The sequence below is a fragment of the Microbacterium sp. 2FI genome (assembly GCF_005502885.1).
GTDB lineage: Bacteria > Actinomycetota > Actinomycetes > Actinomycetales > Microbacteriaceae > Microbacterium.
This window is the reverse complement of the sequence record NZ_SCMR01000034.1, coordinates 1-20,602: the sequence shown is the minus strand read 5'-3', so window position 1 is coordinate 20,602 and position 20,602 is coordinate 1. Positions and strand designations below refer to the sequence as shown.

At 70.3% G+C, this 20,602-nt stretch carries 23 protein-coding genes; 13 read left to right on the top strand and 10 right to left on the bottom strand.

Annotated features, from left to right (window positions below):
• Positions 1-209 precede the first annotated feature (209 nt).
• Positions 210-1,841 carry a hypothetical protein gene (locus FFS15_RS18095; protein ID WP_137846453.1) on the top strand — a complete coding sequence of 544 codons (1,632 nt, stop codon included), beginning with the start codon at positions 210-212 and terminating at the stop codon, positions 1,839-1,841.
• 69 nt (positions 1,842-1,910) lie between these two features.
• Here the strand turns inward: FFS15_RS18095 and FFS15_RS18090 are convergent, their stop codons facing one another.
• Positions 1,911-2,876 carry an SDR family NAD(P)-dependent oxidoreductase gene (locus FFS15_RS18090; protein WP_137846452.1) on the bottom strand — a complete coding sequence of 322 codons (966 nt, stop codon included), beginning with the start codon at positions 2,874-2,876 and terminating at the stop codon, positions 1,911-1,913.
• 40 nt (positions 2,877-2,916) lie between these two features.
• Here FFS15_RS18090 and FFS15_RS18085 point away from each other — a divergent pair, with 40 nt between their 5' ends.
• Together FFS15_RS18085 and FFS15_RS18080 are read left to right on the top strand one after the other, a co-directional pair.
• Positions 2,917-3,726: an HAD-IIA family hydrolase gene (locus tag FFS15_RS18085; protein WP_137846451.1), complete on the top strand. Its 810-nt coding sequence runs from the start codon at positions 2,917-2,919 to the stop codon at positions 3,724-3,726.
• A complete protein-coding gene (locus FFS15_RS18080; protein WP_137846450.1) occupies positions 3,726-4,298 on the top strand; it encodes a YdeI/OmpD-associated family protein in 573 nt (190 codons plus the stop codon). The genes FFS15_RS18085 and FFS15_RS18080 overlap by 1 nt, the downstream gene beginning before the upstream one ends.
• Before the next feature lie 139 nt (positions 4,299-4,437).
• Here FFS15_RS18080 and pyrE read toward each other — a convergent pair whose 3' ends face one another.
• Together pyrE and FFS15_RS18070 are read right to left on the bottom strand one after the other, a co-directional pair.
• Positions 4,438-5,016, bottom strand: a complete 579-nt coding sequence (pyrE, locus tag FFS15_RS18075) for an orotate phosphoribosyltransferase (RefSeq protein WP_137846449.1) — start codon at positions 5,014-5,016, stop codon at positions 4,438-4,440.
• Positions 5,017-5,088: 72 nt separating this feature from the next.
• Positions 5,089-5,895: a trypsin-like serine protease gene (locus tag FFS15_RS18070; RefSeq protein ID WP_137846448.1), complete on the bottom strand. Its 807-nt coding sequence runs from the start codon at positions 5,893-5,895 to the stop codon at positions 5,089-5,091.
• A gap of 120 nt (positions 5,896-6,015) precedes the next feature.
• Between FFS15_RS18070 and FFS15_RS18065 the strand changes: the two genes are divergently transcribed.
• Positions 6,016-6,861 carry an exodeoxyribonuclease III gene (locus FFS15_RS18065; RefSeq protein WP_137846447.1) on the top strand — a complete coding sequence of 282 codons (846 nt, stop codon included), beginning with the start codon at positions 6,016-6,018 and terminating at the stop codon, positions 6,859-6,861.
• Between the two features lie 64 nt (positions 6,862-6,925).
• Positions 6,926-7,399, top strand: coding sequence for a nitroreductase family deazaflavin-dependent oxidoreductase (locus FFS15_RS18060; protein WP_137846446.1), 474 nt, complete (start codon positions 6,926-6,928; stop codon positions 7,397-7,399).
• A gap of 22 nt (positions 7,400-7,421) precedes the next feature.
• Here the strand turns inward: FFS15_RS18060 and FFS15_RS18055 are convergent, their stop codons facing one another.
• Both FFS15_RS18055 and FFS15_RS18050 read right to left on the bottom strand, forming a co-directional pair.
• Positions 7,422-8,126, bottom strand: coding sequence for a helix-turn-helix domain-containing protein (locus FFS15_RS18055; protein WP_137846445.1), 705 nt, complete (start codon positions 8,124-8,126; stop codon positions 7,422-7,424).
• A 1-nt stretch (position 8,127) separates the two neighbouring features.
• Positions 8,128-8,574, bottom strand: a complete 447-nt coding sequence (locus FFS15_RS18050) for a VOC family protein (protein ID WP_137846444.1) — start codon at positions 8,572-8,574, stop codon at positions 8,128-8,130.
• Between the two features lie 140 nt (positions 8,575-8,714).
• On the opposite strand from FFS15_RS18050, the gene FFS15_RS18045 reads away from it, so the two are divergent.
• Together FFS15_RS18045 and FFS15_RS18040 are read left to right on the top strand one after the other, a co-directional pair.
• A complete protein-coding gene (locus FFS15_RS18045) occupies positions 8,715-9,986 on the top strand; it encodes a histidine kinase (RefSeq protein ID WP_137846443.1) in 1,272 nt (423 codons plus the stop codon).
• The gene (locus FFS15_RS18040; RefSeq protein WP_137846442.1) at positions 9,983-10,666 is read left to right on the top strand and encodes a response regulator transcription factor; all 684 of its coding nucleotides are present in this window, start codon (positions 9,983-9,985) and stop codon (positions 10,664-10,666) included. Before FFS15_RS18045 ends, FFS15_RS18040 begins: the two co-directional genes overlap by 4 nt.
• A gap of 24 nt (positions 10,667-10,690) precedes the next feature.
• Here the strand turns inward: FFS15_RS18040 and FFS15_RS18035 are convergent, their stop codons facing one another.
• A complete protein-coding gene (locus FFS15_RS18035) occupies positions 10,691-11,260 on the bottom strand; it encodes an NADPH-dependent FMN reductase (RefSeq protein ID WP_137846441.1) in 570 nt (189 codons plus the stop codon).
• Between the two features lie 176 nt (positions 11,261-11,436).
• On the opposite strand from FFS15_RS18035, the gene FFS15_RS18030 reads away from it, so the two are divergent.
• Both FFS15_RS18030 and FFS15_RS18025 read left to right on the top strand, forming a co-directional pair.
• Positions 11,437-12,321, top strand: coding sequence for an ATP-binding cassette domain-containing protein (locus FFS15_RS18030; RefSeq protein WP_137846440.1), 885 nt, complete (start codon positions 11,437-11,439; stop codon positions 12,319-12,321).
• Positions 12,318-13,445: an ABC transporter permease gene (locus tag FFS15_RS18025; protein WP_137846439.1), complete on the top strand. Its 1,128-nt coding sequence runs from the start codon at positions 12,318-12,320 to the stop codon at positions 13,443-13,445. The genes FFS15_RS18030 and FFS15_RS18025 overlap by 4 nt, the downstream gene beginning before the upstream one ends.
• Positions 13,446-13,486: 41 nt before the next feature.
• Here FFS15_RS18025 and FFS15_RS18020 read toward each other — a convergent pair whose 3' ends face one another.
• The 3 genes from FFS15_RS18020 to FFS15_RS18010 form a co-directional block, all read right to left on the bottom strand.
• Complete coding sequence (locus FFS15_RS18020; RefSeq protein WP_137846438.1) at positions 13,487-13,864, bottom strand: VOC family protein; 378 nt, start codon at positions 13,862-13,864, stop codon at positions 13,487-13,489.
• A 71-nt stretch (positions 13,865-13,935) separates the two neighbouring features.
• Complete coding sequence (gene rraA / locus FFS15_RS18015) at positions 13,936-14,403, bottom strand: ribonuclease E activity regulator RraA (protein WP_137846437.1); 468 nt, start codon at positions 14,401-14,403, stop codon at positions 13,936-13,938.
• A gap of 9 nt (positions 14,404-14,412) precedes the next feature.
• Entirely contained in the window at positions 14,413-14,967 is a 555-nt protein-coding gene (locus FFS15_RS18010) for a helix-turn-helix domain-containing protein (RefSeq protein WP_137846436.1), read from the bottom strand.
• A 57-nt stretch (positions 14,968-15,024) separates the two neighbouring features.
• On the opposite strand from FFS15_RS18010, the gene FFS15_RS18005 reads away from it, so the two are divergent.
• The 4 genes from FFS15_RS18005 to FFS15_RS17990 all read left to right on the top strand — a co-directional run bounded on the left by FFS15_RS18005 (position 15,025) and on the right by FFS15_RS17990 (position 19,642).
• Positions 15,025-16,431 (top strand): MFS transporter, encoded by a 1,407-nt coding sequence (locus tag FFS15_RS18005; RefSeq protein WP_137846435.1) that lies wholly within the window; start codon positions 15,025-15,027, stop codon positions 16,429-16,431.
• 190 nt (positions 16,432-16,621) lie between these two features.
• Positions 16,622-17,791 (top strand): type III polyketide synthase, encoded by a 1,170-nt coding sequence (locus FFS15_RS18000; RefSeq protein WP_137846434.1) that lies wholly within the window; start codon positions 16,622-16,624, stop codon positions 17,789-17,791.
• On the top strand, positions 17,788-18,507 hold the full coding sequence (locus FFS15_RS17995) for a methyltransferase domain-containing protein (protein WP_137846433.1): 720 nt from the start codon (positions 17,788-17,790) through the stop codon (positions 18,505-18,507). The genes FFS15_RS18000 and FFS15_RS17995 overlap by 4 nt, the downstream gene beginning before the upstream one ends.
• Positions 18,500-19,642, top strand: coding sequence for an NAD(P)/FAD-dependent oxidoreductase (locus tag FFS15_RS17990; protein WP_137846432.1), 1,143 nt, complete (start codon positions 18,500-18,502; stop codon positions 19,640-19,642). Before FFS15_RS17995 ends, FFS15_RS17990 begins: the two co-directional genes overlap by 8 nt.
• An 82-nt stretch (positions 19,643-19,724) precedes the next feature.
• Here FFS15_RS17990 and FFS15_RS17985 read toward each other — a convergent pair whose 3' ends face one another.
• Complete coding sequence (locus tag FFS15_RS17985) at positions 19,725-20,567, bottom strand: UbiA family prenyltransferase (RefSeq protein ID WP_137846461.1); 843 nt, start codon at positions 20,565-20,567, stop codon at positions 19,725-19,727.
• Positions 20,568-20,602 lie beyond the last annotated feature (35 nt).

The window sequence follows — 20,602 nt, the reverse complement described above, 5'->3', positions numbered from 1 at the left end:
CACCCTTGACCCGATCCTGACGCGGGAGGACAATCGCGCGTGGGGGAGTTCTTTCGGAACGACGAAGTGCGCGCATGGGGCGCGCTCCCGAGCACGCCGCACCACCGGGAATGGGGATTCCGAGCGGCGTTGCTTCGGACTTCGTTCCTGCTCGACACAGCGGGCGATCCTCCGACGTGGGCGACCACGTGAACCATGGAGGGGAAACCATGTTCAGAAAGAAGCTGGCGATCGCGGCATCCGTCGCGCTCGTCGCTGCCGGACTCATCGCGGCACCACCCGCGTTCGCCGAGGACGATCCTGGCGGAATCATCACCGGCAACGCGGCGCGAGAGTGTCGCAGCGCCGGGTACGACCTCGGCGTGAAGCTCAACACCGGTGACACCGGCACCTACGTGTATGAGACCGAAGGCCCGTGGGAGCCGGACGGCCTCGACCTCGACCTCGAGGTGACGATCAACGCTGACGGCACGTTCAGCTGGGTCAACAACGACCCGCCGCCGACCATCGCGGCGATCCTCGTCAAGGCCGGCACGCAGTACGACGTGTTCGTGATTCCTGCGGGCACCGACTCCGGCTCGGGACTCGAGCCCAGCGACAAGTACGACATCAGTCACATCACGTTCTGCTTCGGCGACGACGACGAGCCGAGGGAGTCGCTGAAGGTCGAGAAGAGCGTCTACACGTCGTACGACCGCACGCACGACTGGTCGGTCACGAAGTCGGCAGACCCGGCTGAGGTGTGGCTCTACGCTCCGAACGGCAATGGCCCGGGCGAAGCCGAGGTCGAGTGGAGCGTCGATGTCAGCTACGACGGCTACACCGACAGCGGACACATGGTGTTCGGCGAGATCGTCGTCCTCAACGACGGCCCCACCGTGGCTCCGATCGCCGACGTCACGGATGATCTGAGTGACTGGGCGGACCCTGTCGCGGTCGCTTGCGAGTCCGAGGAAGGCCCGATCGACTTCACGCTCGGGACCTACTTCCTCGAGCCGGGGGACATGATCGGCTGCACGTACGGCGTGGAAGTCGATTCGATGATCGGCGGCACGAACACCGCAACAGCGACCACCGCCGGCGGAAGCTACTACCACACCGTCGACGTCGAGTGGGGTGGACCCACGACCGAGACGAACGCGAGCATCACCGCCACTGATGTGAGCGAGCTGTTCCCGGGTGCTGACAAGGTGTGGAACTACACCGCCCCGACCGGCGGCACCGAGACGTACTCGAACACGTTCGCGTGGGACGAGTACGAGGAGTGCGGCGACTACAGCTACGACAACACCGTCACGCTCACCAGCAGCGAGCCTGGTGTCGTGGGTCGCTTGTCGGCAACTGCCATCGACGCGTACCTCGACCCGATCGACTCGGCGAGTGCTTCGGTCGACGTGCACGTGCAGTGCCAGGTGTTCCAGGGTGAGACCGCGTGGGCGGCCAACACCACGGCGGGGACGCTGAAGTACAACACCAAGAAGGGCGGCAACTGGGCAACCTACGTCCAGTACCCCAACACCGCTCCCGTCCAGAAGGTGTACAACCTGTACGCCGGGCAGACGCACCTCGCGGGCACCGCAACCGTCACACCGGTCGCAGGCGGGGTCACCGTGACGGTCGATCTCGGCGGCGCGTGGGAGTTCGCCGGAGTGGGATCGAACCTCAAAATCGAGAAGTACACCTCGACGGCGCCCTCCGGGAACCCGTCACCGGGTCTGTTCACGTACAAGACGTCGTGCGTGTCGGATCCGTGCACCTCGGGAGTGATCCCGCTGGCGAAGTTCTACGGCATCCACCTCGATGTGGGTGTCTGGGTGCCCGACCCGAACTTCGGGCCGTGACGCACATCTGAATCACCTGACACAGCAGAAAGCGACTGCGGGGGCCGGAAACGGCTCCCGCAGTCGTGTTCAGTCCCGGTGCCCCGCGCTCCCGGCCCGCGCCGCCTGGGCGAACGGCCACGCGACGCCTGTGGCCGCCTCGCTCGCCGCCCACAGGCGCGCGGCGACCTCCGGGTCGCGCGTGATGCGGGATGCCGGCTGCCGGCGAGGCTCGCCGCGCGCAACGGTCCGCGGACCCCAGAACTCGCCGCCGTGCACCTCGGGATCGACGAGCGCCCGCACGAGCGACCACGCGCCGTGCTCCTTGGACTGGGTGACGACCCCCTGCAGGTTGTCGGCGAAGCGCGTCATCTTGGTGGGGGCGTTCACCCCGACGATGCCGGGCGTGCGCCCGCTCGTCGAATAGCCCGGGTGCGCAACAACGCTCGACACCGGCACGCCCGCGGCCCGCAATCGCCGGTCGGCCTCGAATCCGAGCGCGGTGGTCGCGACCTTCGACTGCACATACGCCCGCCACCCGGTGTACCCGGTGACCAGCTGCGGGTCGACGGGGTCGTACGGGGTGAGCGAGGTCGACATGCTGCCGACCCACACCATGCGACCGGATGCCGCGGCCAGCACTCCGAGCAGCTCCCCCGCGAGCGCGAAATGCCCGAGCACGTTCGTCGCGAAGACGACCTCGTGGCCGTCGATCGTGGTCTCGCGCGTCTTCGGCGGGTGCACGATCCCGGCGTTGAGCAGCAGACCGTCGAGCGGCCCGCGGCCGCGCACGCTCGCGGCGGCGGAGCGCACCGAGCCGAGGTTCGAGGTGTCGAGGACGAGCACCTCGGTCGCGTCGGGCGCAGCATCCGGAACCCGCCTGCGGATCGCCGCCCGCGCAGCCGACAGCCGATTCGGGTGGCGACCGGTCATGAACACCTTCGCGCCCGCGCGCACCAGCTGCTCCGAGGCGAAGTAGCCGAGGCCGGCGTTGGAGCCCGTGACGAGGTAAACGCGACCGGAAAGGTCGGGAAGGCTCCGGGGGTCCCACGTCACGGCTTCGACCCTACGCCCCGCAGGCCTCTAGGCTGAGCGCATGCGGACCCGCGCCGATATAGAATGCTGGCTGACCGACATGGACGGCGTCCTCGTCCACGAGAACACCCCGGTGCCCGGAGCCGCCGAGCTCCTGCAGCAGTGGCGGGAACAGGGCACTCCGTTCCTCGTCCTCACGAACAACTCGATCTTCACGCCGCGCGATCTGAGCGCACGTCTGCGGGCATCCGGCCTGATCGTGCCCGAGGAATCGATCTGGACCTCGGCGCTCGCGACCGCCGACTTCCTCCGCGGCCAGGCGCCCGGGGCGAGCGCGTTCGTGATCGGCGAGGCCGGCCTCACGACCGCCCTCCACGAGGCCGGGTTCATCATGACCGAGACCCACCCCGACTACGTCGTCGTCGGCGAGACGCGCAACTACTCGTTCGAGGCGATCACGAAGGCGATCCGCTTCATCGCAGCCGGCGCGCGCTTCATCGCCACCAACCCCGACGCGACCGGCCCCTCGACCGACGGCGTGCTGCCGGCGACGGGGGCGATCACCGCGCTCATCACGAAGGCGATCGGCAAGGAGCCCTACATCGTGGGCAAGCCGAACCCCATGATGTTCCGGTCGGCGCTCAACCGCATCGGCGCGCACTCCGAGACCACCGGCATGATCGGCGACCGCATGGACACCGACATCGTCGCCGGCATCGAGGCGGGTCTTCACACCGTGCTCGTGCTGACCGGCATCAGCGACCCGGCTGAGCTGGAGCGCTACCCGTTCCGACCCGACGAGGTGCTCGACTCGGTGGCCGACCTGCTGGCTCCCGAGCCCCTGGAGACAGACCTGCCCGAAGGCTTCTGATGGGCGTGCACGACGACGCCGAAAGGCTCCGCTTCCGCGACGCGGCCGCATGGCGGGCCTGGCTCGCCGAGAACCACGCGACGTCGTCGGGCGTGTGGGTGCTGCGTGCGCGGGCGGGCGTCGACCTCGAGCTGATCAGCTACCTCGACATCGTGCTGCAGGCGCTGTGCTTCGGATGGATCGACGGCACCGTCAAGCCCATGGACGACGAAACCAACGGGCAGTGGTGCGCGCCGCGTCGCCCCAACGGCAACTGGGCGGCGACCAACAAGGCGCGCGTGATCCAGCTCGAGGAGTCGGGGCAGATGACCGACGCCGGGCGCCGCGCGATCGAGGTCGCGAAGGCGAACGGATCGTGGACGATCCTCGACGGCCCCGAGGCCGGCATCGAACCGCCCGAGTTCACCGCGGCGCTGGATGCGGTCCCTGCCGCGCGCGCGGCGTGGAACGCGTTCCCGCCGTCGACCAAGAAGTTCGCCCTCTCACAGATCGCGATGGCGAAGCGGTCCGAGACCAAGACGGCACGCATCGAGAAGATCGTGGCGGATGCCGCCGAAGGGAAGCGACCGTGAGCCCCGAGACCGAGCAGACACTGCTCTTCGCCACGACCGCGATCGCGCTCGGCGGCACGCTCGTCGTCGTCATCTGGCAGTACGTGCGCATGAACCGCCGCGACAAGGACGACTGACCCCTCGCCGAGACGAAGCGCGCCTACTGCGGCTGCAGCTCCAGGTCGTCGAGGTCGATCGCGGCGAGCCACTGCAGGCCCTCGGCCTCGACCGCGGCCTGAGCGCCGGTCTTGCGGTCGACGATGACGGCCACGGCGACGGGCTCCGCACCCTCACGGCGCAGCGCCTCGACCGCCTTCAGCGCAGACTGGCCGGTGGTCGAGGTGTCTTCGACGACGACGACCCGCTTGCCCGTGACATCGGCCCCTTCGACCTGGCGGCCGCGCCCGTGATCCTTGGGCTCTTTGCGCACGACGAAGGCGTCGAGCGGGTGGTGCGTGCGCGCCGACTCGTGCATGACGGCGTTCGCGATGGGATCGGCGCCGAGGGTGAGACCGCCCACGGCGACGATCCCGTCGACGTCGCGGATGAGGTCGAGCATGATGCGCCCGATCGACGGAGCCGCGCGATGATCGAGCGTGAGCTTTCGCATGTCGACGTAGTAGGTCGCCTTCTTGCCGCTCGAGAGCGTGAAGTCGCCGTGGAACACGGCCTCGTCCTGGATGAGGGCGATCAGGTACTGGCGATCTGCTTCGAGCTCGGGCGAGGAGGCGACGGTCATGCGGACGAGTCTACGGATGCCGAGGCCGGGGCGACGCGTGTCACCCCGGCCTCGGCATCCATCGCTCTCGGCTCAGCCCGTGAAGGTCGCGATCCAGTCGAGGTCGTCGGCGCGGTCGATGCGGTAGACCCCGCCCGTGCCTGCGCACGTGCTGTTCTTGCCGAACGAGGTGACGCCGGCGATGACGGTCGAATCCCCGAGGAAGTTCGGCCCGCCCGAGTCGCCGAAGCACGTGCCGCCGGTCTTCGCGTTGTTCGAGAGGATCATCGCGAAGTCGCCGGTGTACCCGGTGTTGATCGAGTTCAGCTTCGGGTACGCGACCATGCGCGTGCGGAGGGCCTCGGTCTTGTCGTTGATCGACGACGAGTCGGGGAAGGCCTTCTGCAGCCCGTAGCCGACCGAGGTGAAGGTCACGTCCTTCTTGCCGCTCTTGGCCCCCAGCGCGTCGAGCTGATCGAGCCCCGGCAGCGTGCCGTACGTGTCCATCACGACGGGGGTGTCGAGCACGACCATGCCGAGGTCGTACAGGTAGAACGCGTTCGGGTCGTAGTCGGGGTGCGTGTGCGCGGTTCCCGACACCTCGCCGATGAACGGGTAGCCGAGCGCCGCGGGGTTCGGCTCGAGATCGGTGGCGAACCACACCTCGGCGCCGGCGGCGCCGTCGGTGCAGTGCCCGGCGGTGAGGAACAGCGTCGACGAGATGAGCGTGCCGGTGCACCGCCACATCGGAGTGCCTTCGGCGTCGGTGGCGACCATGATGCCGACGTACGGGTGTCCGTCGCCGTCGGGGACGCCGTCTGTCACGGCGCCCGCAGGTGCCGCTCCGAGTCCGACGAGGATGAGTGCCGCGGCTGCGGCGACGAGCGCTTTGTGGCGCATGGATGTACCCCTCTCCCTGGGTGTTGCGTTGAGCATGCCACCGGGGGCTCTCCCGGGCAAGGGATCCCGGGGATCCGGGAGGGATCCGCTCCGTCCCACCCTCGTCCTAGGCTGGAGCCCATGCGCCTGGCCACCTGGAACGTCAACTCGATCCGCGCCCGCGTCGACCGCATCGTCGACTTCGCGGTGCGCGAGCACATCGATGTGCTTGCGATGCAGGAGATCAAGTGCAAGGTCGACCAGTTCCCCTTCGAGAAGTTCGAAGAGGCCGGCTTCCACGTCGAGGCGCACGGCTTCTCGCAGTGGAACGGCGTCGCGATCGCGAGCCGCGAGCCCGTCACCGATGTGCGCACCGCGTTCCCCGACATGCCCGGGTTCGAGAAGGGCGTCGAAGGCTCGGATGCTCCGCAGGAGGCGCGCGCGATCGGCGCGACGATCGGCGGGGTCGAGGTGTGGAGCCTGTACGTGCCCAACGGTCGCGCGCTCGGCGACCCGCACTACGACTACAAGCTCCACTGGCTCGCGGCCCTCGAGCAGTACACCCGCTCGACGCTCGAAGCCCACCCCGACCTTCCCCTCGCGTTGGTCGGCGACTTCAACATCGCCCCGACGGATGCCGACAACGGCGACCCCGCCGTCGTCCCCGGCTTCTCGACCCATGTCTCACCGCTCGAGCGCGACGCGTTCGCAGCCCTCGAAGCCGCCGGCCTCACCGACGTCGTGCGGCCGCTCGTGCCGACGGGCTTCACCTACTGGGACTACAAGCGGCTGCGCTTCCCCCGCAACGAAGGCATGCGCATCGACTTCATCCTCGGCTCGTCCGCCCTCGCCGACGCGGTGACCGGCGCCGAGATCCACCGCAACGAGCGCAAGGGCGAGCTGCCGAGCGACCACGTGCCGGTAGTCGTCGACCTCGACTTCGGAGCCTCGGACGACGAGGACGACGATCGGCCGATGATCTTCTGAGCCCGCCCGACCCGGGCGGGTTCGGCCCCCGGCGGGTAGGGTGAGCCCGACGGACGGAGGCCGCATGCGCGGATTTCTGAAGGTGCTCGGCGTGGTGGCGCTGATCGTGGCGATCCCTCTCGCACTGTTTGTGCTCGGCATCCGCTCGGGTGATCGCCGATTCATCCGGGCGATCTCGGCCTTCCAGCGCGACGTCGTCAACCCGCGAGCCCTCGAGACCGCCGGCACCCCCGGCTCGCAGTTCGCCGTCATCGAGCATGTCGGCCGCCGCACCGGCACGGCCTACGAGACACCGGTGGGGGCGGTGCGCGACGGCGACGGGTGGGTGATCTCGCTCCCCTACGGCGCCGAGGCCTCGTGGGCACGCAACGCCGTCGCCGCCGGCGACGCATACCTGCGCGTCGACGGCGAGCGCCGGCACGTGACGGGCATCGAAGTCGTGCCGATCCTGCGCACTCCCCTGGCGTCGACCGACGGGTTCGCGATCCGTCTGCTCGGCATCCGCTCCGCGCTGCGCATGCGCGACGCCGCCGATTGATGCGCGGGATACGACCGCGACCTCACGTCGTCCGCACGGCGCCGCTCTGAGCCTCGATGCGGAACGTCGCGGCGAACCACTCGAGCAGCAGCGCGTCACCGGCGACGATCGTGACCGCCTCGATGTCGATCGCCTCGGCCGGGGTCAGCTCGCCCGAGATCAGGCGATGGATGCCGGAACCCGCGGCCACGACGATCCCGGGGTCACCGGCAGGCAGTACTCCCCCCACCGGCAGCGCAGGCGGCGCGAGCTGGTGCACCCGCAGCTCCGCGCCGTCGACGCGCACCCGCAGGGCGACGTCTCCGACGTGAAGCTCGTAGTCCGCCGCGGGCAGTCCCGCCGCGGCATCCGTCCGGAATGCCGACCGCAGCGTCATGGTGAGCGAGTCCGCCGTCACGACGTCGTCGGGGCCGGGCTCGCCGAGCTGCGCGAATCCCCATCGGCCGAGCGCGAGCACGACCGGCTCGAGCTCACGGCCGTAGGGGGTGAGCTCGTACACGAGTCCGCAGTTCATGAGCGGCACGCGTCGGACGACCCCTCCCTCCTGCAGCTCTTTCAGCCGCGCGGAGAGGATGTTGGTGGGGATCTTCGGGAGCCCCTGCTTGAGGTCGGTGTAACGCCGTGGGCCGACCAGCAGATCGCGGACGATGAGCAGCGCCCATCGCTCGGCGATCAGCTCGACGGCCGTCGTGACCCCGCAGTACTGGCCGTAGCTGCGGGCGACCACCTTAGGCCAGGCCCTGCGTGCTCTGCTCTGCGAGATACGCCTCAGGACCCTGCTCGGCCGCCTGCGGGTCCATGTAGAGGAACTCGAGGATGTTGCCGTCGGGGTCTTCGAGGTCGCGGCTGTACATGAAGCCGTAGTCCTGCGCGTCGCGCGGCTCGGAGCCGCCGCCCGCGAGGCCGGCCGCCATCACCTCGTCGACCGCCTCGCGCGAGTCGCGGCTGAGGGCGATGAGCGCCTGCGCGTGCGTCGTGGTGTCGGTGACCTGCTTGTCGGTGAACGTCGCGAAGAACTCCTTCGTGAGCACCATGAAGAAGATGTTCTCGTCCCACACGATGCACGCGGCGTTCTCGTCGGTGAAGAGCGGATTGATGCCGGCGCCGAGTCCGGTGTAGAAGGCCTTCGCCCGCTCGAGGTCGTTGGTGGGGATGTTGACGAAGATGTGGGTCATGTCGCGCTCCGGTGTCGGCGAGGCCGAGGACTTCTCGACATTCGCAATGCTTGCAAATAACAACCTTGCTTGTCAATAGCAAGTGAAGCATCCCCCGCACGGGGGATGCCCGACTCCCCCGTCGGCCCTAGCGTGGAGAGATGGCAGACCTTCCGGCCCCTCCGGCCCCGCCACACCGCCCGCCCGCGTCGGCGCACGACCTGCGCGGCGACGCGTGGCTCGCTGGCGCTCTTCTGCTCGGAGCCGTGCTCAGCGCCGCCCTCGGATCGGTCGTCGGGCTCTACGGCGACGACACCACCCAGGGCATGCAGTGGGCGCTCCTGTACGCCGCCGGGCTCACGGCTCCGCTGGCCGTCCGGCGCCGGTATCCCGAACTCGTGGCCGTCGCCGTCGCCGTCGTGTTCATCATCGGCGTCTCGGCGCACATCCCCGAGCTCTACGTCGGCAACATCGCGCTGTTCATCGCGATGTACACGGTCGGCGCCTGGGTGGACGACCGCAGGCGCGCCCTGTATGTGCGCGTCGGGATCATCGTGGCGATGTTCGTGTGGCTGATGGTCACGACGTTCCAGTCGGCCACGGCCCCGACCGACGAGGGATTCTCACGCGAGGGCGTGTTCTCGCCGTTCGTGGCTTTCATGCTGATCCAGTTCCTGGTCAATGCGGCCTTCTTCGGCGGCGCGTATTACATGGGCGACCGCGCGTACACCGCCGCGCTCCAGCGTGCCGCGCTCGAGGAGCGTACGCGCGAGCTCGAAGCCGAGCGCGAGGTGACCGCGGCGCAGGCGGTCGCCCTCGACCGCGTGCGGATCGCACGCGAGCTCCACGACGTCGTCGCCCACCACGTCTCGGCGATGGGCGTGCAGGCGGGGGCGGCGCGAGCGGTCATGGACCGCGACCCGGATGCCGCGCGGAGCGCCCTCGTCGGCGTCGAGGCGTCTGCCCGGTCGGCGCTGGACGAGCTCCGCCACCTGCTCGAGACGCTGCGCACTCCCGACGGCGAGCCGCCGAACGCTTCGACCGTGCGGCTGACGGGACTCGCCGAGCTCGTCCAGCACGCCCGTGACACGGGCCTCCCGACGACCTTCGCGGTCGTGGGCGAGCCCGTTGCGGTGCCCGACCTCATCGAGGTGAACGTGTATCGCGTCGCGCAGGAGGCACTCACCAACGCGCGACGCCACGGCGGACCGGATGCCGCAGCCGACGTGCGCCTCCGCTACGACGGCGACGCGATCGAGCTCGAGGTGACGAACTCCGGCCGACTCGGCCCAGCCCTGCGTCCGGGCCTCGGGATCGTCGGCATGCGCGAGCGGGCCGCGGCATCGGGCGGCATCCTCGAGGCGGGTCCGCGCCCGCGCGGCGGGTTCCTCGTGCGGCTGCGCGTGCCGCTCGCCGAGCGGATCGAGGCATGACCGGCCCCGCGATCCGCGTGCTGCTGGTCGACGACCACGCCGTGATGCGGGCGGGCTTCCGCATGATCCTCGAGTCGGCCGACGACATCGCCGTGATCGGCGAGGCGGCGACCGGCGCCGAGGCGGTGGCCGCGGCATCCGTCCTGCATCCCGATGTCATCTGCATGGACGTGCAGATGCCCGACATGGACGGGATCACCGCGACCCGGCTGCTCGTCGCCGACCCGCACGTCGCAGCGGCGGTGGTGATCGTCACGACCTTCGACCGCGACGACTACCTGTTCGATGCCCTCGGAGCCGGCGCGAGCGGGTTCCTGCTCAAGAACGCCGGCCCCGAGGAGCTCGTCTCGGCGGTGCGCGTGGCGGCCGCCGGCGACGCGCTGCTCGCACCCGAGGTGACCCGCCGCGTGATCGCCCGGTTCACCGACGGCTCAGACGGCGGCCCGGGCGAAGCGGCCGCTCCCGCGGCACCGCGCCCTGCCCCCGCGATCGAGCTCACCGACCGCGAGGGCGAGGTGCTGCGGCTGCTCGCGCAGGCTCTCAGCAACGCCGAGATCGCCGAGCGCCTGTTCATCGGCGAGGCCACAGTGAAGACGCACGTGTCGAATGTGCTGCAGAAGCTCGGCGCGCGCGATCGCGTCGCCGCCGTCGTCTATGCCCATCGCCACGGCCTCACCTGACCGACGCGGCGGCCCAGCGCAGGATCAGGCCGCGACGGGCACCGCGGCGTAGCGGTCGACGAGTGCGCCGAAGGCCTCGAGGTAGCCGACGAGGAACTCCGCCGTCTGGTCGTTCGTGACCTCGCCGCTCTCGCTGAACAGACCCGGAGTCGACTGCACGTAACCCTCGGGCTGACCGAGCGTCGGGGCGTTGTAGTGGCTGAGGATGGCCTTGAGGTGCTGCTGGGCCGCTGCGGTCGCGATGCCGCCGCCGGAGGTGCCGATGACCGCGGTGGGCTTGCCGTTGAACGAGCCCTGGCCCCACGGGCGCGCGGCCCAGTCGAGGGCGTTCTTGAGCACGCCCGGGATCGAGCGGCTGTACTCGGGAGTCACGATGATGACGCCGTCGACGTCGTCGATCGCCTGCTTGAAGTCGCGCGCGACCTGGGGGTAGTCGGCGTCGAAGTCGGGAGCGTAGAAGGGGAGGTCCTTGATCGGGATCTCGACCAGCGTGGTGCCCTCGGGCGCCAGGCGCTCGAGCGCCTTCGCGAGGCGGCGGTTGATCGAGGTCGACGAGATGCTGCCGACGATGTAGCCGATGGTGCGGTCCGACATGTGAATTCTCCTTGCGAAAACAGAAAGGCCCCCGGTGGGGGCCACCGTGGACATTCCATTCACGTGCAAGCACCTACTCCGGCGATCTATTCCGACGAATGCAGATCGCAGAGATCTCCCCGATATCCGCCTCACGGGGGATCCGGCATCCTCCGCCGATGCGTAGCGTGGCACGCATGCTGAAACTCACGGGGATCACCAAAAGCTACGGAGGGCGTCGCGTGCTCGACGACGTCGCCTTCGACGTCCATCCGGGAAGGCTGACCGGCTTCGTCGGCGGCAACGGCGCCGGCAAGACCACGACCATGCGGATCGTGCTGGGCGTGCTCGCGAAGGACGGCGGCTCGGTCACGCTCGACGGGGCCGAGGTGTCGGCAGCCGACCGCCGCCGCTTCGGGTACATGCCCGAGGAGCGGGGCCTCTATCCCAAGATGAAGGTGCACGAGCACATCACCTACCTCGCGCGCCTGCACGGCTTCTCGAAGACGGATGCCGCGGCCCGCGCGGGCGCCCTGCTCGAGCAGCTCGGACTCGGCGAACGGCTGGGCGACAACGTCGAGACGCTGTCGCTGGGCAACCAGCAGCGCGCGCAGATCGCCGCCGCCCTCGTGCACGACCCGCAGGTGCTGATCCTCGACGAGCCGTTCTCGGGCCTGGATCCGCTGGCGGTCGACGTGGTGGCCGGCGTGCTGCAGCAGCGCGCCGCCGCCGGCACCGCGGTGCTGTTCTCGTCGCACCAGCTCGACGTCGTCGAGCGGCTGTGCGACGACCTCGTGATCATCGCGGGCGGCACGATCCGCGCAGCCGGTGCCCGCGATGCCCTGCGGGCGCAGCACTCGACCCGCCGGTTCGAGCTCGTCTCGGCAGGCGACGCCGGCTGGCTCCGCTCCGAGCCCGGAGTCGAGGTGCTCGACTTCGACGGCGGCTACGCCGTCTTCGACGCCGATAGCGATGAGACCGCGCAGCGGGTGCTCCGCCAGGCGGTCGCCCACGGCGATGTCGCGAGCTTCGCGCCGCAGCATCCCACCCTCGCCCAGATCTTCAAGGAGGTCATCCAGTGAGCACCACCACCAGCACCCCCCGCCCCGCCGGAACCCCCGGCGCCCTGGCGCCGACCGGCGCGCAGAGCATCTGGCTCGTCGCCGAGCGCGAGATCGGCTCGAAGCTGCGCAGCAAGGCCTTCGTCATCTCGACCGCGATCCTGCTGCTGGGCGCCCTCGCGCTCGTGATCTGGGGCGGGTTCGCCGCGAGCTCGAACGAGGGCACGCCCGTGGCGGTGACGCCGGATGCGGCATCCATCGTCGCCGATGTGCCCGGGCTCGACGTCACCGAGGCCGCCGACCGCGACGAGGCTGCGGCTCTGGTGGAGAGCGGCGATGTCGACGCCGCCGTGATCGCCGACCCCGCATCCCCCGTCGGTGTCGCGGTGATCGCCGATTCGAGCGCGCCGACCCAGCTGCTGCTGCAGTTCGCGCAGCTGCCGACCGTCGAGCTCTTGAACCCCGACGACGGCAGCGACGCGCTCGGCTACGTCGCCGCGATCGGCTTCGGCGTCGTCTTCCTCTTCGCCGCGTCGATGTTCGGCGGCACCATCGCGCAGTCCGTCGTCGAAGAGAAGCAGACCCGTGTGGTCGAGCTGCTCATCTCGGCGATTCCGGTGCGGTCGCTGCTGGCAGGCAAGGTGATCGGCAACACGGTGCTCGCGATGGGGCAGATCCTGATCCTCGCCGCGATCGCGGTCGTCGGGCTCACGGTCACCGATCAGACGGCGCTGCTGCAGGGCCTCGGCGGGCCGATCGCGTGGTTCGCGGTGTTCTTCCTGTTCGGGTTCATTCTGCTCGCGTCGCTCTTCGCCGCCGCGGCGTCGATGGTCTCGCGCCAGGAGGACATCGGCGCCACCACCACCCCGCTGACGATGCTGGTCATGGCCCCGTACTTCCTCGTGATCTTCTTCTTCGACAATCCGCTGGTGCTCACCGTGATGTCGTACGTGCCGTTCTCGGCGCCGGTCGGCATGCCGATGCGGCTGTTCCTCGGCGACGCGCTGTGGTGGGAGCCGCTGCTGTCGCTCGCGATCCTCATCGCGACGTGCTTCGCCGCGATCCTCGTGGGCGCGCGGATCTACGAGAACTCGCTCCTGCGGATGGGCGCGCGCGTGAAGCTGCGCGAAGCGCTCGCCGGCTGAGGCCGGCACTGCCGTCGCGTGCTGTCGGCGCGCGGCAGGGGCTACGGCTCCTGCAGCACCGACAGCACGTTGCCGGCGGGGTCGCGGAACCACGCGATGGGCGGACCCCACCCGCGCATGATGCCCTTCTCGTCGCCGCCGTACTCGCCCTCGTAGATCTTCGTCACGACGCCGCGGGCGTTGAGTTCGTCGACGGCCGCCTCGACGTCATCCACCGAGAAGTTGAGGATCGTGAAGCCCGCGGGCTCATGGTCCTCCTTCGGGTAGGCGATGACGTGCGCGCCCGACCCGAGTTCGATGTCGAGGATGCCCATGTCGTTGAGGCTCACGGTGAGGCCGAGCGTGTCGGCGTAGAACGAGCGGGCGGCGTCGATGTCGTCCACGGCGAAGCCGCTGAAGGCGGCGGTTTTCGAGAACATGGGGTGCTCCTGGTTCGTTCACGGGATCGCACCGCCCAGCATCCGCCCGTTCGCCGGCGCTGTCCAGGGGGTCAGCGCTCGACGAGCACGCCGTCGGCGTCGGCCCACACGTGCGCGCCCGGGCGGAAGACGACACCTGCGATCTCGACCTCGACGTCCACCTCGCCGACTCCGTCCTTCGCGCTCTTGCGCGGATTGGATCCCAGCGCCTTGACGCCGACTGGCAGCATCCCGATCGCCTCACGATCGCGGATCGCGCCGTTGACGATGATCCCGGCCCAGCCGTGCGAAACGGCGGATGCCGCGATGAGGTCGCCGACGAGCGCGGACTCCAGCGACCCTCCCCCGTCGACGACGAGCACCGCGCCGGCGCCCGGCGTCGCGAGCACCGCCTTCACGAGAGCGTTGTCTCGGTGGCAGCGGACCGTGCGGATCGGCCCGTCGAATGCGACGTGCCCGCCGAGATCGAGAAGCTGCAGCGAGAGCGAGTCCAGCGCGTCACCGCGCTCGTCGTAGAGGTCGGCCGTGGCGATCGTCATGCCACGACGCTACGCGGTCGACGCCGGGGGTCCGGGTGGATTGTGATCGGGGTGGAAGGCCGTGAACACCGAATAGGTCTCGCCGTCGGGATCGGGTGCTCGCTCCTTGAACTCGACGAGCAGCTCGTGCAGCCGTCGCTCGAACTCGTCGCGGTGCTCGTCGGTGAGCTTGAGGCCGAGCCATGCGGTGTGCAGTTCGTTCGGCTCGACCGTCTCGATCTGCTGCAGGAACACCTCGACCAGCACCCGACTGCGTTCGGGCAGGGGCGCGCGCCACGAGGCGCCGGTCGCGCGGTACGGCACCTCACGGGCCCCCTGCGCGCCCGTGCGCTCGGGATCGGCGGCGAGGAACCCGGTCTGCACGAGCGTGCGCACATGGTGCAGCATCGTGCCGGGGTTCTGGCCGAGGAGCTCGGCGAGCTCCTTGTTGGTCCTCGGCTCGAACGCGCACAGGCGCAGCACCCGCAGGCGCAACGGTGAGCTGAGCGCGCGCAGGCGCGCTTCGGCCAGCGGATCGTGCTCGTCGGGCTCGGGCTCGACGCCCTCTTCGCGATGCTTCGCCACGGATTCAGAGTACGGTAGCGATTGACTTTCCTCAATCGGTCGCTCAGACTGATCGACATGTCTCAATCACCTGAGGACGGCTACGACGACGGCATCCTCGCCGAAGCGCGGGCCGAGGCATCCATCCCCACCTCCCGCGCCGGCGTCGACGAGGCCGTCGAGGCGGATCAGGATGCCGCGCGAAACGTCGAGCGATCGGCCGAGCCCGCGACTCCATCGCCGAAGGGGTCGCTGTGGCGCGACCGCAACTTCCTGACGATGTGGAGCGGGCAGGCGCTCAGCCAGTTCGGTGCACAGATCACCGAGCTCGCCCTCCCCGTGCTGGCGGTGCTCGTCCTCCAGGCGACCGAGTTCGAGGTCGGCATCCTCACCGCCGCCGGCGTCGCGGCGTTCCTCGTCGTCGGACTTCCCGCAGGCGCGTGGATCGATCGGATGCGCAAGCGCCACGTCATGATCTGGGCCGACGCCGTGCGCGCCGTCGCCCTCGGCGCGGTTCCGGCGCTCTGGGCGCTCGACGTGCTCGAGATGTGGCACCTCTACGTCGTCGCACTCGTGATCGGCGTCGCGACGGTGTTCTTCGACGTGTCGAACCAGTCCATCGTGCCGTCGCTGGTCCGCCCCGGACAGATCGCCGAGGCCAACGGCAAGTTCCAGTCGACCGAGCAGCTCGCGGGCCTCGCCGGGCCCGCCTTCGGCGGGTGGCTGGTCGGCATCCTCGCAGCTCCTCTCGCGATCCTCGTCACGGTCGTGACCTACATCGCGTCGTTCGTCGCGCTGCTGTTCACGCGCGATCACGAGCAGCCGCGTCACGTCGACGACCGCGCTCCGCTGCTGCACGAGATCGCCGAGGGCCTCAAGTGGGTGTTCGGCAACCCGCTGCTGCGCCGCATCGTCGGGACGACAGGCGTCGCGAACTTCTTCAACACGCTCTCGTTCACGCTGCTGCCGATCTTCCTGCTGCGCGAGCTCGGCCTCAGCCCCGCTTCGATGGGCGTCATCTTCTCGCTCGCCGCCGTGGGCGGGCTCGTCGGCGCGATCGCCACCCCCCGCATCGTGGCGCTGTTCGGCGAGGCGCGCGCGATCCCGATCGGCGCGATCGGCTTCAGCGCGGTGCCGCTGCTGCTGCCGGTCGCCGCGGTCGTCCCCGAGTTCGCGTTCCCGCTGCTGGTGGTGCAGGGGTTCCTCATGAGCTTCCTCGTGCTCGTCTACAACATCACCCAGGTCACCTTCCGCCAGCGCATCACTCCCCCGCGGCTTCTCGGCCGCATGAACGCGTCGGTGCGGTTCTGCGTGTGGGGCGTCATGCCCATCGCGGCGCTCATCGCCGGCGGCCTCGGCACGTGGCTCGGCGTCGTCCCGACGATGTGGATCGCCGCGATCGGACAGTTCGCGGCGGGTTCGTTCGTCGTGTTCGGCCCGTTCTGGAAGATGCGCGAGCTGCCCGAGCCCACCGACGCCGCCTGAGCACCCTCCTTTCTCACGCGAGTGCACGGGTTGCCGCCGCGTGCACGGCTTACGCGCGTCGGCAGGCCGTGCACTCGCCGGGATGCCGTGCACTCGGCGACCCGCGACGAGGGACCGGCCGAACCTGCACGAACCTGTGTGTTCCCGCAAGCCCGCCCCACCTGCGCCCCGGCAGTGACAAGGTGTGAGGATGACCCCGCGCATCGTCTCGATCGGAACCGCCGTACCGACGACCCGCATCGCCCAGGATCGCGCACGCGATCTGTTCGCAACGCAGCCGGGCGCCGATCGGCTCACAGAGCGCCTGATCCGGGCGGCGTTCGACGCCGCGGCGATCGAGCATCGGCACACGGTGCTCTCGCAGCTGGATGAGACCCGTCCGGGCTCCGGCATCGACGACGCCCGCTTCATCGACGACGAACGCGTGCTCCTGCGTCCGACCACGGGCACGCGCAACGATCTCTACATCCGGGCGGCACCGGCGCTCTCGGCCGCGGCGGCCCGAATGGCGATGGCGGATGCTGCGGTCGCGGCATCCGAGATCACCCACGTCGTCACCGTCTCATGCACCGGCTTCGTCGCCCCCGGTCCCGACTACCTTCTCGTTCGCGACCTCGGGCTCTCATCCACGGTCGAGCGCTACCACGTGGGCTTCATGGGATGTGCGGCCGCCTTGCCCGGCATCCGCCTGGCCGCGCGCATCGCCGATTCCGACCCGACCGCCGTCATCCTGGTCGTCTGCACCGAGCTGTGCACCCTCCACATCAGGCCCTCCGCCGATCCGCAGCAGATCGTCGCGGCGTCCGTCTTCGCCGACGGCGCGGCCGCGGCGATCGTCACCGCCGACCCCGAAGCGGGCGGCCCCGGCGGTCTCGAGCTCGACCGGTTCACCACGGCGCTGACCTCCGAGGGCGAAGACGACATGGTCTGGACCATCGGCGACCACGGGTTCGAGATGATCCTCTCGGCCGAGGTCCCCCGCATCGTGGGCCGCGAGATCCGCGGGGCCGTCGACCGGTTCCTCGGGGGCGCGCCGGCCCCCGATGCGTGGGCCGTGCATCCGGGCGGTCGGAGCGTCCTCGACCGCGTCGAGGCCGGCCTCGAGCTCGACCCCGCGGCCCTCGACGCCTCGCGCTCGGTGCTGCGCGACTACGGCAACATGTCGAGCGCGACCGTGCTGTTCATCCTTCGACGGATGCTGGAAGACGACGACATCGGCGACGGTGCCCGGGTCGCGGCCCTCGCGTTCGGCCCGGGACTCACGGTGGAATCGGCCCTGCTCACCAAGCGTGTTCCCGCCGTCACGCGGGATCAGCGCGCGGGATCGTCGCTCGGCCAGGTCGTCGGCGCCGGCGCATGACCCTCGCCGCTCGCGATCCCGATCTCGTCGAGCTCATGGACGACCCGGCGTGCGATCCCGAGCGCCTGCGCGCGACCCTCCGCCGCTTCGGCACGATCAACCGGTTCGTATCGGGATGGGGTACCGCCTACCGCGCGACGCTCGCCCCGTTCCTGCGCACACTCGACCGACCCGCGCGCGTCCTCGATCTGGGCTCGGGCGGCGGCGACCTCGCGCTTCGACTCGCGCGGCTCGCGGCACGCGACGGGCTTGCGGTGCGATGGACGGGGGCCGACCCCGATCCGCGCGCGCACGAGGTCGCCTCGGCCCGGAACGCGCCCGCGAACGTGGTCTTCCGGTGCACGGATGCCGCGACGCTTGTTGCGACGGGCGAGACCTACGACGCGGTGCTGTCGAACCACGTCCTCCATCACCTCGGTGCCGAAGTACCGGGGTTCTTCGCCCAGTCGCGCGAGCTCGCGCGCGGCATCGTGCTGCACGGCGACATCGCCCGCAGCCGGCTCGCCTACGGGCTCTACGGGGTCGGCATCACACCGTTCGCCCCGGGGACGTTCCTGCGCACGGACGGCCTGCGCTCGATCCGACGCAGCTACACACGGCCCGAGCTCCAGGACCTGCTCGATCGCGACGATCCCGGCGTATGGTCGGTCGAGCGCCCGGTGCCGTTCCGGCTGCTCGCCGTCTCACGAAGCGGTCAGGGAGAGCGGCATGCCTGACGTCGTCGTCGTCGGCGCGGGGCCCGTCGGCATGCTTCTCGCCGGCGAACTCGCTCGGCGGGGCATCGAGGTCGAGGTGTTCGAGCGCCGGCCGACCGCAGGCGGCGGCACGCGCGCGATCGGCGTGCACGGGCCGGTCCTCGCCGCGCTCGAGCCCGGCGGCGTGACCGAGCAGCTTCTCGCCGCAGCGTCCCGCGTCTCTCGCGGCGAGGCGCGATCGGGTGGCCGGACGCTCGGCGTCGTGCGGTTCGACCGGCTGTCGGCGCGGTTCCCCTTCGTCGCGACCCTGCCGCAGTCGGCGACCGAGCGCGTGCTGGGCGCCTTCTCGCCCGTGCCGCTCCGCGCCGCGAACGTGATGTCGGTCACCCCGCGTCCCGGCACCGTGCGCGTGCGCGTCGGCATCGGCGGGCGACCCACTGAACTGACCTGCCCCATCGTCGTCGTGGCGTCGGGGGCGGGCGGACGCGACCTCGTGTTCCGCCCCGGCGCGGTGCCGGTGCGCGAGTACCGCGACCGCTATCTGATGGCGGATGCCGAAGTCGGCGCGCGCGGCGACCACGACCTCGCTGTGGTCAATCTCGACGACCGCGGGGTGCTGGAGTCGTTTCCGCTGCCGGACGGCATCCGACGGTTCGTCGCGTGGGACCCGCACGGAGAAGACCCCGATCCCGGGGCGCAGACCGAGCGCCTCCGCGAAGCGCTCGACGCCCGCGCCGAGCGCGAGGCAGCCGCGGCCATCGCCACGGCGAGCGCGTTCGGCGTGCGCCGCGTGGTCTCGCCGCGCCTGCGCAACGGACGGGTGTTCGTGATCGGGGACGCCGCGCACGAGGTCAGTCCGATCGGCGGCCAGGGCATGAACCTCGGCCTGCTGGACGCGGCGACCCTCGCCCCGCACCTGGTGACCTGGGTGCGCACGGGCACCGCGCCGGAGGGCGCCCTGCGCCGGTGGGAGGCCGACCGCGTGGCCTCCGCGCGCACGGCCGCGCGGCTCGCCGCAGCGAACACCGTCCTCGGGCGGGGGCTTCCCCGCGTCGGCGGAGCGGTGCGCGGCGCAGTCGTCCGTGCGATGCTCGCGCCGCCGGCCGGGCGAGCGTTCGCCCGAGCGTACGCGATGGGCTTCGACCGCAGCGCCTGAGGTTCGCGCTCTCGTTTCCTGTACGCGCGGCCGAAGCAGACGAGCGCGTTCACCAAAACGACCGCGCGAAGCGCTCACCCACTCACCCCGCGAGCGCTGCCCCGCTCACCACGAGTTGAGCTGCCAGCAGGAGCGCGGCGAGCATCACGAGACGGAACAGGATGCGCCCGGGCGGACGGCCGAGCGCCCGCACCATCGTCCCGAGCGCTGTGACCACGACACCCGCGAACAGAACCCACGAGAGGGCTGAGACCGCCGCGAGGACTCCATCCGACGTGCCGAGCAGCACCGCGACGGCTCCGGCCAGCACGGCTGCTGCAGCGATGACCGCCGAGGCCCGCGCGCCGAGCCGATGGGGCAGCCCGCGCACTCCTGTCTGCGCGTCGTCGTCGAGGTCGGGGAGCACATTGGTCAGGTGCACCGCGATGCCGAGCGCCGCGCCGGCGATCCACGCCCACCCGGCCGCGAACGCCGGGTCCGGCGCCGACAGCGTCGCAAGCGACGGGAACAGCCCGAAGGTGACGATGAAGGGCACCACCGACAGCGCGGTGGATTTCAGCCCCGCGTTGTACGACCACGCGGATCCGAGCGCCAGAGCGTGCGCCGCCAGCATCCGCCATCCGAGGGGCGCCGACAATGCCAGCGCCACCACGAGGCACGCGGATGCCGCGACCCACGCCGTGCGCACGCTCACGTCGCCGCGAGCGATCGGCTTGTCGGAGCGTCCGACGGCGCGGTCACGTTCGGCGTCGAACGCGTCGTTCGAGATCCCGATCGACAGCTGGCCGAACAGCACCGATGCGCTCAACAGCGCCAGCCGCCACGGCTCGAGACCGATCGCGAGGCCGAGCGCGAACGCGAGCGTCGTGACGACGAGCGTGGGCCCGGGGTGGGACGACCCCCACAGGGCCCGGACGATGCGCACGGTCGATGCTCTCACGCCCGCCTCGCTCTCGCCCC